The sequence below is a fragment of the uncultured Chitinibacter sp. genome, from assembly GCF_945957625.1.
Taxonomy (GTDB): Bacteria; Pseudomonadota; Gammaproteobacteria; order Burkholderiales; family Chitinibacteraceae; genus Chitinibacter; species Chitinibacter tainanensis.
The window spans coordinates 38,507-50,722 of the sequence record NZ_CAMFLP010000006.1 but is presented as its reverse complement, the minus strand read 5'-3'; the positions used below and the strand labels follow the sequence as shown (position 1 = coordinate 50,722).

Below are 12,216 nucleotides of genomic sequence, written 5' to 3'. Positions count from 1 at the left end.
GCCCCGGCAGCATTGACCGCAGCGCACGAGCAGCGGATAATAAACCCTATTGTTTTAGTCAACTATTTTCGGAGCTGTAATGACCACCGAAACCGATATGCCCATGCCGTTTGTCTTCACCGACAATGCCGCTGCCAAAGTCAGCGAACTGATCGCCGAAGAAGGCAACCCAGATCTGAAACTGCGCGTGTTTGTGACCGGCGGTGGCTGCTCGGGTTTCCAGTACGGCTTTACCTTTGATGAAATCGTGAATGATGACGACACGCCGGTAACCAAAAATGGCGTGACGCTGCTGGTTGATCCGATGAGCTACCAGTATCTGGTCGGCGCTGAGATCGATTACGTGGAAAGCCTGGAAGGCTCGCAGTTCACCATCAAGAACCCGAACGCCCAATCAACTTGTGGCTGTGGTTCGTCTTTCTCGGTTTAAGCCTAACGGCTTACCTGGGGACAAAGCGGCCGAGTGGCCGCTTTTTTCTTGGCCGCCCACTATTGATGATGCCAACGCTTAGCCAATTTAGCCTTACCGATCTGGCCCAGCCGCTATCGGCGCAGCAGCAAGCCGCCGTGCTGGCTCAGCTTGATGCTCAGCAAGCCGAACGGCTGCAGAGCATCTGCGAGCCCGCTCGTTTGCAGCAGGCCCTGCAGGCGCGGCAGCAGGCACAGCATTTACTGGCCGCGGCCGGGGTCTCAACACAACTGGCGCAAACAGCGGCCGGCCGCCCTTACGCGCCAGCCTGGCCGGCGCTGGAGGGCTTGTCGTGGACCCATTGCCCGCACGCCGCAGCTGCAGCCTTGGGGCAGGGGCGGGTGGGGATTGATCTGGAATATCCGCGCCGCAGTACACGGATGATGGCGCTAGCGCAGCGCTATTTCAGTCCGCGCGAAGCGGCGCAACTTGCTGCCACGCCCGCCGCGGAGCTGTCCGCCCATTTTTACCTGCGCTGGGTGGCCAAAGAGGCGCTGCTTAAAGCTTTGGGTACCGGCATCGTTGGCGGCTTAGCTCGTTTTGAATTGCTGCAGACGGCGCAAGGCTGGCAACTATTGACTACCGAGCCTGGCGACTGGCAGGTGGAAATCTGGCAGGTGGCAGAGCGGTGCTGGCTGGCGCTGGCGAGTGATCAGGCGCAAAACTGGCAGGCACTACGCACCCACATCAGCCTGACGCGAATATGCTCAATTCATAAAGCTTTGGATGGCGATCACCGCTAAGCATTCCTATAGTGGTGTTATCACGACCACAAGGCTTGGCGCATTATGCTGGAATCCCCTCACAACGGCACCGCAGTGCATAACCCTGATCTGAACTGGAGCCAAGTGCAGGAAACGATCCTGATGCTCGGTATTGTGGTGGCGCAGGTGCGGCATGCGATGCAGGATAGTGGTGCTTCGCTCAATACCTTGTCCGAGTCCTTTCAGACCACCGCCACCCACATTGAAAGCTTGCGCGACGCTTTGCTCGAAGTCGGCCAGCAGCTACCGGCGGAATTAGCAATCGAGAGCAAAGTTGAAGAAATCCAGCAACAAAATGTGCGCTCGGTGGTGGCATTTCAGTTTTTTGATCGGCTCTCGCAGCGCATGGATCATGTGTGCGGCACCATCAGTGCGCTGGCTGAGCTGGTGTCCGACCGGCAAGCCATGTTTTTGCCGCATGAGTGGCATCGCTTGCAGCAGCGTATTCGCTCGCAATACACGATGGAACAAGAAAAACAGCTGTTCGATGCCATTTTGCAGGGCATGCCGATTGCCGAAGCGATTACGCTGGCCGGGAATGTGCAGCTGGCGGAAAGTAAACCACTGGCGGGTGATATCGAGCTCTTTTAGTGAATTCATATGCGCACGATCCATTCAACCCGGCCCTCGCCGGGTTTTTGTTTAGATGGGGTATCATGCTGGCCATCACGATCTGATTACTGTTGCGATGCATACCCTCGAACAACTGCGCAGCGGCGCGCTGCATGGTCTGCGCCGGCTGGATCTCGCCGCTGATCTTACCGAGTTTCCCCATGAGATTTTTACGTTGGCCGATAGCCTCGAAATCTTGAATCTCAGCGGCAATCAGCTCAGTAGCCTGCCTGCCGATTTACCGCGCTTGCGGCAGCTTAAAGTGATTTTTTGCTCGAATAATCGCTTTACCGAGCTACCGGCGGTATTAGGGCAATGCCCGGCGCTGGAGATGGTAGGCTTTAAAAGTAACCAGATTCGCGCAGTGCCGGCTACGGCTTTGCCTGCGCGTTTGCGCTGGCTGATCCTCACCGATAATCAGATTAGCGAGCTGCCCGCCGAGCTGGGGCAGTGCACGCGGCTGCAAAAGTTGATGCTGGCGGGCAATCGCTTGCAGCACCTGCCGGCAAGCCTGGCCCAGTGTCCGCAACTTGAATTACTGCGCATTGCCGCAAATGATTTTCACGCCTTGCCCGCCTGCCTGTGGGACTTGCCCGCGCTGGCCTGGCTGGCGTTTGCGGGTAACCCCTTCAGTGCCGAGCTTGAAGCTGCGGCCTTGCAGCGCTCTGTGCCGGAAGTGGCGTGGCCCGCGCTGCAGCTTGGCGAGCGGCTGGGCGAGGGGACTTCGGGGCAGATTTTTGCGGCCAGCTGGCAGGGGCAAGCCGCGGCTGTGAAATGCTTTAAAGCCGGGCTGGGTAGCGACGGCTGGACCGAATCTGAGCTGGCCGCCAATCTGGCCGCGCCGCCTCACCCGCACTTGATTCGCCTATTGGCGCGGGTGTAGGATGCGCCCGCAGGGCAAGCGGCGTTACTGTTTGAACGGATTGGGGCTGAATTTAGCGTAATGGCTGGCCCGCCGAGTTTAGAGAGCTGTACCCGCGATGTGTATCCTGCAGGTCTGCGCTTCACACGAGCGCAAGCAGAGGCCATTTATGGGGGTATTGCCAGCGCGGTCAATGCCATGAACGCTGCTGGGCTAATACATGGTGATGTATATGCGCATAATCTGCTCTGGTATGGCGAGCACAGCTATCTGGGAGATTTGGGCGCGGCCAGTTTGTTTGATCCGGCCGATCAGCAATTAGCGCGTCGGCTGCAGGTGATTGAGGCGCGGGCCTTGGCGCATTTGCGGGCCGAATTGTTTAGCCGGGTGTCTGCTGACTGATATTGCGTAGCACGCGGCGCAGCTCGGTAATATCCACCGGCTTGGCGAGGAAATCATCCATCCCGGCGGCGAGGTATTGCTCGCGCGAGTCGCTCAGCACATCGGCGGTGAGCGCCACAATCGGCAAGCTGAGCCACTCGCCGCCCAGGGCGCGAATTTGCCGTGTGGCCTCGGCGCCGCCCATGATCGGCATTTGCCCATCCATCAGTACCAAGTCGTAGCGCAGCTGCTGCACCATCTCTAGGGCTTCCTGGCCATTGGTGGCGTAGGCTACTTGCTGGCCCATTTTTTCCAAAATGCTGCCGATGACCTTCAAATTAACCGGGTTGTCGTCCACGGCCAGCACATGCAACGGGCGAATGCCGCTATTGTCCTGCAGGATCGGCCGTAGTTGCGGCGGTGGGCAATCTTGGCGAGGTAGCTGAATATGGAAGGTGGAGCCGCGCTGCGGCTCGCTCTGCACGCTGATATTGCCCCCCATCAGCAGCACCAAATTGCGCGAGATTTCCAGCCCTAGCCCGGTGCCACCATATTTGCGGGTGGTGGTGGCATCAGCCTGGCTAAAACGCTGGAATAACTGGCTGAGCGTTTGCTCTGACATGCCAATGCCGCTGTCGCTAATACTGATATGCAGTCGTTGCGGGTCGCTCCAGACATGCAGATGCACGCTGCCTTGCTCGGTAAATTTCACCGCATTGCCCAGCAGATTAAACAGCACTTGCCGCAGGCGGATTTCATCACCGAGCTGCCAGGCCGGCAAATCATCGGCCAGATCCAAGCTTAAACTTAGCTGTTTGGCCTGGGCCTGCACAGTAAACAGCTGATGCACTTCGCGGATTAGCTGCGGCAGCGAGTAAGTTTGCTGGCTGAGCGAGAGCTTGCCCGATTCCAGCTTGGCCACATCCAAAATATCATTGAGCAAGGCCAGCAAATGCCGTGCCGAATGGCCGGCGGTGTCGATAATCTCACGCTGCTCTTGATTGAGCGGCGTGTCGCCCAAAAGCTCCAGCATACCCAATACGCCATTCATCGGCGTGCGGATTTCATGGCTCATATTGGCCACAAACTGGCTCTTGGCGCGGCTGGTTTGCTGAGCCAGCTGGCTGGCTTCTTCCAACGTGCGATTCAGGATTTCCAATTCCAGCCGGCGGCGGGTGGCGCTGGCGTGCTGGCGGTAAATCAGCAGCATCACCACCACCAGCAAAACAAACTGAAATACGGCAATCGCAGTAGAGACTTTGAGCTGTTTTTGCACCGTAATCGAGCGCATTTCCGCTTCCAGTGCCGCATTATGATTGGCTTGCTGCACAAAGCGAGCCACGCCTTCATCCAACTGGATCAGCTCGCGGCGTAGCTGGGTGAGCCACAGTGGGTCGTATTTAAAATGCAGCTCGGCATTCAGGCGCTGATCGGCAAAGGTAATCAGCCGTTGCAGGCCTTGCATGGTGGGCTGATTGTCGGGGGATTGGCTCAGTGGCAGGCTGGATTTGCCATTTAGCAAAATCTCGACCCGGCTGACAAAAATATCGTAGCGGGTTTGCAGCTCTTCCAGCTCTTCGGGGCGGCCCTGGTTGAGCAAGGTGCGGTCAATTTGCCCGATCAGCCGGTGGTATTCGAGGCTGAGCTGGGTGTAGGGCCAGACCGGGTTGTCAAAGCCCATCGGCGCAAACTGGCGCAGCGTGCCCATTTGGCGCTGCTGCAGCACCAAGAGCGCCACAAAGCTGCAAAACAAAAAAATGGCAGCGCCGATCAATAGGCGCATTTCCATTTTTTGCCAGCGGCCGTAGTTGAGTTGCATCGATTATTTCACAGCGATTTTGTTAATCTGCCAGGCCGAGCGCGAGTAATACAGCTCGCTTTGCAGCTTTTTATTGCTGTCATAGGGGTAAACCAGAAACAAGGGGCCTTTATCGCGCGCCTGTAGCGGTTTGCCATTGTGCATGCGGGCCAGAATCGGCTGCCATTCGGCAGCGTCGGCCAGCGGCACGGTGGTGATGTAGTCGTTCAGCGCTTTGATTTACAGCGTTTGCCCCTGCGCGCCTACCAACTGCAGTACATCTTGCAGGCGTGGGCCACGGAATACGCTCACGCCCGGATACCATGGCGTACTGGTGCGGATTTCGACCCAAGGCAGTTTATCCAAGAGCTGCGCATCCAGAGCGGCAAGCTCACCTTGGTTTTTATGGCTGATTTTCCCGCTGAAGGTCACAAGCACTTTGCCACTGGGCGCATCCAAGGCCCAGCTGGGCAGGGCAAGCCCCAAGGTCAGGGCACACAGTAACAGGCAACGGCGCAACATGTTGAACTCCTTGATTGTGAGGCTGTGCACTCAGGTTAGACTATTCACACCATTCTGGCTTACATACTCGCGGCTTTGCCGCGTATTGGTGCGGGCCTTGGTGCATAAAAGAAAACCGGCCCCGCAGGGCCGGTTGGTGGGGTATATGCTAGCAGAATTTATCTAGCTTGCCTTGTAGGGCTATACCCGAGGTGGTATTAGTCTTGCAGCGCCAGCATCAGGCCATTCAGACGTTTTACGAATGCAGCTGGGTCGAGCAGCTGGCCACCTTCGGCCAGCAGCGCCTGATCAAACAGCAATTGCGTCCAGTCGCCAAATTGGCCACTGCTGCTTTGGGCTTTCAGCTTGTTCACCAGCGGGTGGCTTGGGTTCACTTCCAGAATCGGTTTGCTGCCTTGAACATCTTGGCCGGCCGATTTCAACAGGCGCTCCAAATTCGCGCTCATATCGGTGTTTTCTACCACCAAGCACGCCGGGCTGTCGGTCAGGCGGTGGGTTACGCGAATGTCTTTCACCGATTCGCCGAGCACGCCTTTCATTTGCTCCAGCACGTCTTTGAGCTCAGTTGCGGCCGCTTCTTGCTGTTTTTTCTCTTCTTCGTCGGTGAATTTCTCGAGGTCCAGCTCACCTTTAGCCACCGATTGCAGTTTTTTTCCTTCAAATTCGGTCAGGCCACTAAACGCCCACTCGTCCACGCGGTCGCTCAGCAACAAGACTTCGATGCCTTTTTTGCGGAAGACTTCGAGGTGCGGGCTGTTTTTCGCAGCGGCAAATGAATCGGCGGTGATGAAATAGATCAGCTCCTGACCATCTTTCATCCGCGCGATGTAGTCTTTCAGCGAGACGGTTTGTTCGGCCGAATCGGTATGCGTTGAGGCAAAACGGCACAGGCCAGCAATGCGCTCTTTATTCGCAAAGTCTTCACCGACGCCTTCTTTCAGTACGCGGCCAAATTCGCTCCAGAATTTCGCGTATTTCTCTTGCTCTGCCGCTTCTTCCGAATTGGCCAGACCTTCGAGCATACCCAGCACTTTTTTCACGCAACCGGATTTGATCTGCTCGATGTCTTTGCTGTGCTGCAAGATCTCGCGCGATACGTTCAGCGGCAGGTCAGATGAGTCGATCACGCCGCGGATAAAGCGCAGGTATTGCGGCAGCAATTTTTCGCTGTCTTCCATGATAAACACGCGGCGCACATACAGCTTCACGCCATGACGACGCTCGCGGTCGTACAAATCGAACGGCGCGCGTTGCGGCACATACAAAAGCTCGGTGTATTCCTGCCGACCTTCGACTTTAGCGTGGCTCCAGGCCAGTGGCGCTTCAAAGTCGTGGGCAACGTGTTTGTAGAATTCGGTGTATTGCTCGTCGGTAATCTCAGACTTGCTGCGCGTCCACAAAGCATTAGCCTGGTTAACGGTTTCGTCACCTTCCGCGGGTTTGATCGAGCCGTCTTCGTTGTAGCCGGCTTGAGCGGCCATCACGATCGGCAAGGTAATGTGATCTGAGTATTTACGGATAATGCTGCGCAGGCGCCAATCGCTGAGAAATTCCTCTTCGCCGTCTTTCAGGTGCAGCACAATCTCGGTACCGCGGCTCTCTTTCGCGACGTCTTCGAGCGTGAATTCGCCATCACCAGCCGATTCCCAGCGCGTAGCGGCGGTTTCGCCGGCGCGGCGGGTAGTCAGGCTGACTTTATCGGCCACGATAAAGGCCGAATAAAAGCCCACGCCAAATTGGCCGATCAGGTGGGCGTCTTTTTGTGCGTCGCCCGAAAGCTGGCTGAAAAATTCTTTGGTGCCTGAGCGCGCGATGGTACCGATGTTCTTGATGACCTCTTCGCGGCTCATCCCGATACCGTTGTCGCTGATGGTGACGGTTTTGGCGTCTTTATCAAAGCTCACGCGGATTTTCAGCTCAGGGTCGCTGCCGTACAGGCTATCGTTATTGATGGCTTCAAAGCGCAGCTTGTCGCACGCGTCAGAGGCGTTGGATACCAGCTCGCGCAGGAAAATCTCTTTGTTGGAATACAAAGAGTGAATCATCAATTGCAGCAGTTGTTTAACTTCGGCCTGAAAGCCTAGGGTTTCTTTACTCATGGTTCTTCTATCCCTGTGGGGTTACAGACAAGTAATAGAGCCGCGTTGGCGGCGATCTTTGTCTAAATGGGGCTAAGTTAATCGGCTTCAAGACCCTGCATACACTACGGGTATGGCGTTGCCTTGATGACACGAGACTGACGCGTACATCGGCGGCGCAGCAGGGCAGTGGTATAGTGGGCGCAGCATGATGGATGCGGCGAAACGGGGTGGCAGACGATGTTGCGACGGGTGGTGTTCAATCAGAAGGGCGGGGTGGGCAAATCCACCATTACGGTCAATCTGGCGGCGGTGGCTGCGGCGGCCGGCAAGCGGGTATTGGTCGTTGATCTTGATCCACAGGGCAATTCCACCCATTACCTGATGGGGGTATCGGGCGAGCAGCTCGAGCCCAATCTCGCCGGCTTTTTCGAGCAAGTGCTGAATTTTTCGCTCTACGCCAAAGGCCCGGCCGAGTTTATCCACGCCACCGGGCTCGACAATCTATTTTTAATGCCCTCGCATCCGGCGATTGCCGAGCAGCAAAGCAAGCTCGAATCCCGCTACAAAATCTACAAATTGCGCGAAACGCTGGCCGAACTCACCGGCCAGTTTGATGAGGTGTATATCGATACGCCGCCGGCGCTTAATTTCTTTACCCTCTCGGCGCTGATCGCCGCCACCGGCTGCTTGATCCCGTTTGATTGCGATACTTTCTCGCGCGATGCCTTACTGGGGCTGTTGGCGCGGGTGGAGGAAATTCGCCAGGATCACAATGCCGATCTGCAAATCGAAGGGATTGTGGTCAATCAATTTCAGCCGCGCGCCAGCCTGCCACAGCGGCTGGTGCAAGAGCTGGAAGCCCAGCATTTGCCGGTATTGCAAACCCGGCTGTCCAGCTCGGTGAAGGTGCGCGAATCGCACGAACGCAGCCTGCCGCTGGTGGCGCTGGATCCACGCCACAAATTAGCGCAAGAATTTGTCGCCCTGTACGCTGAATTAGCCAGTGCTGATCAAGCAGCGTATATTGCCGAGTAAGCCATGTATGACGAGGACGTTGCAATGAATCCCACCGCCAAACCCGGGCGTGTTCTGATCGTCGATGACGAACCATTCAATCTGGAAATTCTCTCCGAGCATCTGCACGATGCCGGCTACGAGACTGCCACCGCGATGGATGGAGAAGAGGCGTGGGAAGTGCTGCAAAGCGATCGCATCGGCTTTGATACCATCTTGCTCGACCGCATGATGCCGCGCATGGATGGCATGCAGGTGCTGGCCAAACTCAAGCAACACCCCGAATTCCAGCATGTGCCCGTGATTATGCAAACCGCGGTGGGTGCAGCAGAAAACGTGCAAGAAGGCCTCGCCGCTGGCGCGTATTACTATCTGATCAAACCATTTCAACGCGAAATGCTGCTGGCGATCGTGGCCGCCGCAGTGGGCTTTCACACCGAGCGCAGCCAACTCGAGCGCGAAATCGCCGAGCACGCCGATTCGTACAAATTGCTGGTGAACGGCCAGTTTCACTTTCGCTCGCTCGACGAAGCCCGCCAGCTGACCTTGCTGCTCTCCCGCGCCTGCCCCGATCCGCAACGGGTGGCGCTGGGCTTATCCGAGCTCTTGGTGAATGCCGTCGAGCACGGCAATTTAGCGATCAGCTACGGCGAAAAAACCCGCCTCCTGCAAACCGGGCGCTGGCAAGATGAAGTCGAAGCCCGCCTGCAAGACCCGACGTACAAAGATCGCGTGGTGGTGGTGCAATTTGCCAGCGCGGCCGAAGAAGTGCAGATCCGCATCAAAGACGAAGGCCGCGGCTTTGATTGGCAGCCTTTCCTCGAATTTTCGCCCGAACGCGCCTTCGACCCACACGGCCGCGGGATTTCAATGGCACGGATGCTCTCGTTCGACAGCGTGGAATATCAGGGCTGTGGGAACGAAGTGCTGGTGCGAATTAAGAAAAACTGATGCTCCAACAAAAAACCGCAGTGAGGCGGTTTTTTGTTGGAGCAGCTAACGATCCAAATCAGATTAAACATTAAGATTCATCTTCGTTCCACCATCGGAGTTGAGTCACTTTTTGGCTGTTTAGCAAGATGCTTTCTATGGCTGTTGCTAGTTTCTCAACAGCAGGCTCAATATCAATTTTAGAAAATAAATTAGCGAAGAAAGGTGTAGATGCTTCTATAAAGCAAAGAAAGCCATTATCGAACTCTTCATAGTTGCCACAACCAATCCAAAGGGTGAATTTAGGATTGTCTAGTGAGACCATCCAGCCCCAGTCCTCAGCAATGACATTTTTAATTGTAAATCCATCGGCGGTTAATTCTTTGGCTAAGAAGTCGGCCAATCTTTTGCCGTACCTATTCGGGTTAACAGTTTCAAATTCATCATCATAAGGTGGGAAATGTGGCGATACAAATTCAAGATGGGTCCGCATTTGGTTCTTTTGAAATGACGATAAGATTTAAGATAAATGTCTGTTTTTGGCCAACAGCAGTCCGCCCCCATTTCGCCTAGTCTAATCTTTTTTCCTAGTCGCAGCAGCTTGCGTGTACCGCGTGGTGTTTCGGCGCGACGGCGATGTGCTAGGCAAATTTCAGCGCAGTGTGTCTTCCGCTGTTTGCGTTGCGCTACTTGATATGCTGGCATCTATACATGCCTAGGTATTGTTGTGAAATCTATGAAAATCAAGGCTTCTGTCGCTATACCCGTTTTCGAGTTGGCGAAGTGGGTTCTTTAGTGCCATTCCTCGCGCTTAGACTGAATCTTGCGCTCAGCAAAAACCCCGCTAGTGCGGGGTTTTTGCTTGGTTCAGGGTGAAGTCCAGTAGGTTTACAGCTTGATGCGTTCGGCCAGATAAGCTTTCACTTGCTCGGCATCGGCGGCGATGGCGTCAAAGCGCTGTGGCAGATCTTCCAGACCGGCCAAGCCGGCTGGGCGGGCTGGCGGTTGATTCAGGGCTTCGAGCATGGTGGTTTCAAACTTGGCCGGCAGGGCGGTTTCCATAATCACCATCGGCACGGCCGGGTTGCGGTGCGCTTTGGCGGCTTTGTAGCCATCGGCGGTGTGCGGGTCGATCTGCACGCCAAATTGGGCGAATACTTCGCGGATATGCGCCACGCGGTCGGCATGGGTGCTGGCTTCGGATTTAAAGCCATACACATCGCGCATGCGGGCAAAGTCTTCGGCTGGCAGATCAAAGCCGCCACCGCTTTCTACTGCTTGCCACATGGCGGCCAGCTTGCTGGCATCGCGTCCCACCAGATCAAACACAAAGCGCTCCAGATTCGAGGCTTTGGTGATGTCCATCGATGGGCTGGTGGTTTCGTAGGTGCGATCGAGCCCACGTGGGTGGTAGCCGCCGGTTTTGAAGAATTCGTCCAGCACGTCGTTTTCGTTGGTGGCCACGATCAGCTGACCAATCGGCAAGCCCATCTGGCGGGCGATATGGCCGGCGCAGATATTGCCGAAATTGCCCGATGGCACACAGAAATCGACGCTATCGCCCACAGCGCGGCCGGTGGCGGCGATGGTGGCGAAATAGCCTTTGAAGTAATACACCACCTGGGCCACGATGCGGCCCCAGTTGATCGAATTGACCGCGCCGATCTTGTATTTGGCTTTGTAGGCCGCGTCTTTATTCACATCTTTGACGATGTCTTGGCAGGCATCGAAAAAGCCGTGGACGGACAGGTTGTAGATGTTTTCATCTTGCAGGCTGAACATCTGCGCGCGCTGGAATGGGCTCATTTTGCCAAACGGCGACAGCATAAAGACATTCACGCCTTTTTTGCCGCGCATGGCGTATTCCGCTGCCGAGCCGGTATCGCCCGAGGTAGCGCCCAGAATATTCACTTGCTCGCCTTTGGCGGCCAGCACGTATTCGAACAGATTACCCAAGAGCTGCATGGCCATGTCTTTGAAGGCCAGCGTCGGGCCGTTCGACAGCTCTTGCACGTACAGCGTGTCATCGAGCTTAATCACCGGCGTGATCTGGTCGGCATCGCTGGCATTGCGGCCATTGCAGTACACGGCAGCGGTGTAGGTTTTGTCGATCAGCGCTTTCAAGTCGGCCGCTGGAATGTCATCCACAAAGCGGCTGATCACGGCAAACGCCAAGTCGCGGTAGTTCAGCGTGGCCAGCTGCGCGAGCTCGGCGGTGGCAAACTGTGGGTAGCTTTCCGGAATCGACAAACCACCATCGGCCATCAGGCCACCAAGCAGGATATCGCTAAATTGCTGGGCGGCAACGCCACCGCGGGTAGAGATGTATTTCATGGGTATAGGCCCGTGATGTTTATTTTGATTGATCTGTGTGTAGATACCTTGGCTGGGTATCATTGAGTGGTGGTCTTTTTCTCACCGCTTTGCAGTTGCTCTTTTAGAATCGCGGAAGCGCAAGCAAAAGCGAGCTGCATGGTCTTACCGCCAATCTGTTTTTTGCTGGTTTCCGCACTTAACTGCGTATTTGCATCCGCACTGAGTAAAACCGCTTTAAGTTGTGGGTCGCGGATGAGGTTGCCCCCAACGCAATTGCAGAGCGATTTTTGATCCAGCGTGAGATCAAATTGAGCTAAGTTTTTGCCCAGTGAGGCAAGGCCACTGGCATCGCGCATGCATGAACTGACCAGTGCATAGCGGAAAATATCCAGTTTCAGCTCATCGGTATTGGCTTTTTCATCCGCAAAAGCAAAACCAGTCAGTGTGCAGCTCAGCAGTAATGTGAT

General features: G+C 55.7%; 14 protein-coding genes. 7 read left to right on the top strand and 7 right to left on the bottom strand.

All coding sequences use genetic code 11. From position 1 onward, the window contains the following. Positions 1-79 precede the first annotated feature (79 nt). The 5 genes from erpA (at position 80) to QV747_RS08825 (ending at position 3,109) form a co-directional block, all read left to right on the top strand. Entirely contained in the window at positions 80-430 is a 351-nt protein-coding gene (gene erpA / locus QV747_RS08845) for an iron-sulfur cluster insertion protein ErpA (protein WP_028449191.1), read from the top strand. 65 nt (positions 431-495) lie between these two features. After that, on the top strand, positions 496-1,212 hold the full coding sequence (locus tag QV747_RS08840; protein WP_273430937.1) for a 4'-phosphopantetheinyl transferase superfamily protein: 717 nt from the start codon (positions 496-498) through the stop codon (positions 1,210-1,212). A 45-nt stretch (positions 1,213-1,257) separates the two neighbouring features. Next, the gene (locus QV747_RS08835; RefSeq protein WP_273430935.1) at positions 1,258-1,824 is read left to right on the top strand and encodes a hypothetical protein; all 567 of its coding nucleotides are present in this window, start codon (positions 1,258-1,260) and stop codon (positions 1,822-1,824) included. Between the two features lie 97 nt (positions 1,825-1,921). Next, positions 1,922-2,728 (top strand): leucine-rich repeat-containing protein kinase family protein, encoded by an 807-nt coding sequence (locus QV747_RS08830; protein ID WP_288791498.1) that lies wholly within the window; start codon positions 1,922-1,924, stop codon positions 2,726-2,728. 60 nt (positions 2,729-2,788) lie between these two features. Continuing rightward, positions 2,789-3,109 carry a lipopolysaccharide kinase InaA family protein gene (locus QV747_RS08825; RefSeq protein WP_273430931.1) on the top strand — a complete coding sequence of 107 codons (321 nt, stop codon included), beginning with the start codon at positions 2,789-2,791 and terminating at the stop codon, positions 3,107-3,109. Here QV747_RS08825 and QV747_RS08820 read toward each other — a convergent pair. The 4 genes from QV747_RS08820 to htpG all read right to left on the bottom strand — a co-directional run bounded on the left by QV747_RS08820 (position 3,087) and on the right by htpG (position 7,507). Further along, complete coding sequence (locus QV747_RS08820) at positions 3,087-4,907, bottom strand: ATP-binding protein (RefSeq protein WP_273430929.1); 1,821 nt, start codon at positions 4,905-4,907, stop codon at positions 3,087-3,089. The genes QV747_RS08825 and QV747_RS08820 overlap by 23 nt on opposite strands. Before the next feature lie 3 nt (positions 4,908-4,910). Next, positions 4,911-5,096: a hypothetical protein gene (locus tag QV747_RS08815; protein WP_273430927.1), complete on the bottom strand. Its 186-nt coding sequence runs from the start codon at positions 5,094-5,096 to the stop codon at positions 4,911-4,913. 30 nt (positions 5,097-5,126) lie between these two features. After that, positions 5,127-5,408 carry a hypothetical protein gene (locus QV747_RS08810; RefSeq protein WP_273430926.1) on the bottom strand — a complete coding sequence of 94 codons (282 nt, stop codon included), beginning with the start codon at positions 5,406-5,408 and terminating at the stop codon, positions 5,127-5,129. A gap of 197 nt (positions 5,409-5,605) precedes the next feature. Next, positions 5,606-7,507 carry a molecular chaperone HtpG gene (gene htpG, locus QV747_RS08805; protein ID WP_273430924.1) on the bottom strand — a complete coding sequence of 634 codons (1,902 nt, stop codon included), beginning with the start codon at positions 7,505-7,507 and terminating at the stop codon, positions 5,606-5,608. 222 nt (positions 7,508-7,729) lie between these two features. On the opposite strand from htpG, the gene QV747_RS08800 reads away from it, so the two are divergent. Together QV747_RS08800 and QV747_RS08795 are read left to right on the top strand one after the other, a co-directional pair. Further along, a complete protein-coding gene (locus QV747_RS08800; RefSeq protein WP_047393481.1) occupies positions 7,730-8,524 on the top strand; it encodes a ParA family protein in 795 nt (264 codons plus the stop codon). Positions 8,525-8,548: 24 nt separating this feature from the next. Continuing rightward, positions 8,549-9,454 carry a response regulator gene (locus QV747_RS08795; RefSeq protein WP_028449196.1) on the top strand — a complete coding sequence of 302 codons (906 nt, stop codon included), beginning with the start codon at positions 8,549-8,551 and terminating at the stop codon, positions 9,452-9,454. 70 nt (positions 9,455-9,524) lie between these two features. On the opposite strand, the gene QV747_RS08790 is transcribed toward QV747_RS08795, so the two are convergent. From QV747_RS08790 to QV747_RS08780, 3 genes are all read right to left on the bottom strand, one after another. After that, positions 9,525-9,926 carry a hypothetical protein gene (locus QV747_RS08790; protein ID WP_273430921.1) on the bottom strand — a complete coding sequence of 134 codons (402 nt, stop codon included), beginning with the start codon at positions 9,924-9,926 and terminating at the stop codon, positions 9,525-9,527. A gap of 395 nt (positions 9,927-10,321) precedes the next feature. Further along, positions 10,322-11,767 carry a threonine synthase gene (gene thrC, locus QV747_RS08785; protein WP_273430919.1) on the bottom strand — a complete coding sequence of 482 codons (1,446 nt, stop codon included), beginning with the start codon at positions 11,765-11,767 and terminating at the stop codon, positions 10,322-10,324. 59 nt (positions 11,768-11,826) lie between these two features. Continuing rightward, on the bottom strand, positions 11,827-12,105 hold the full coding sequence (locus QV747_RS08780) for a hypothetical protein (RefSeq protein WP_273430917.1): 279 nt from the start codon (positions 12,103-12,105) through the stop codon (positions 11,827-11,829). Between the last annotated feature and the right edge of the window lie 111 nt (positions 12,106-12,216).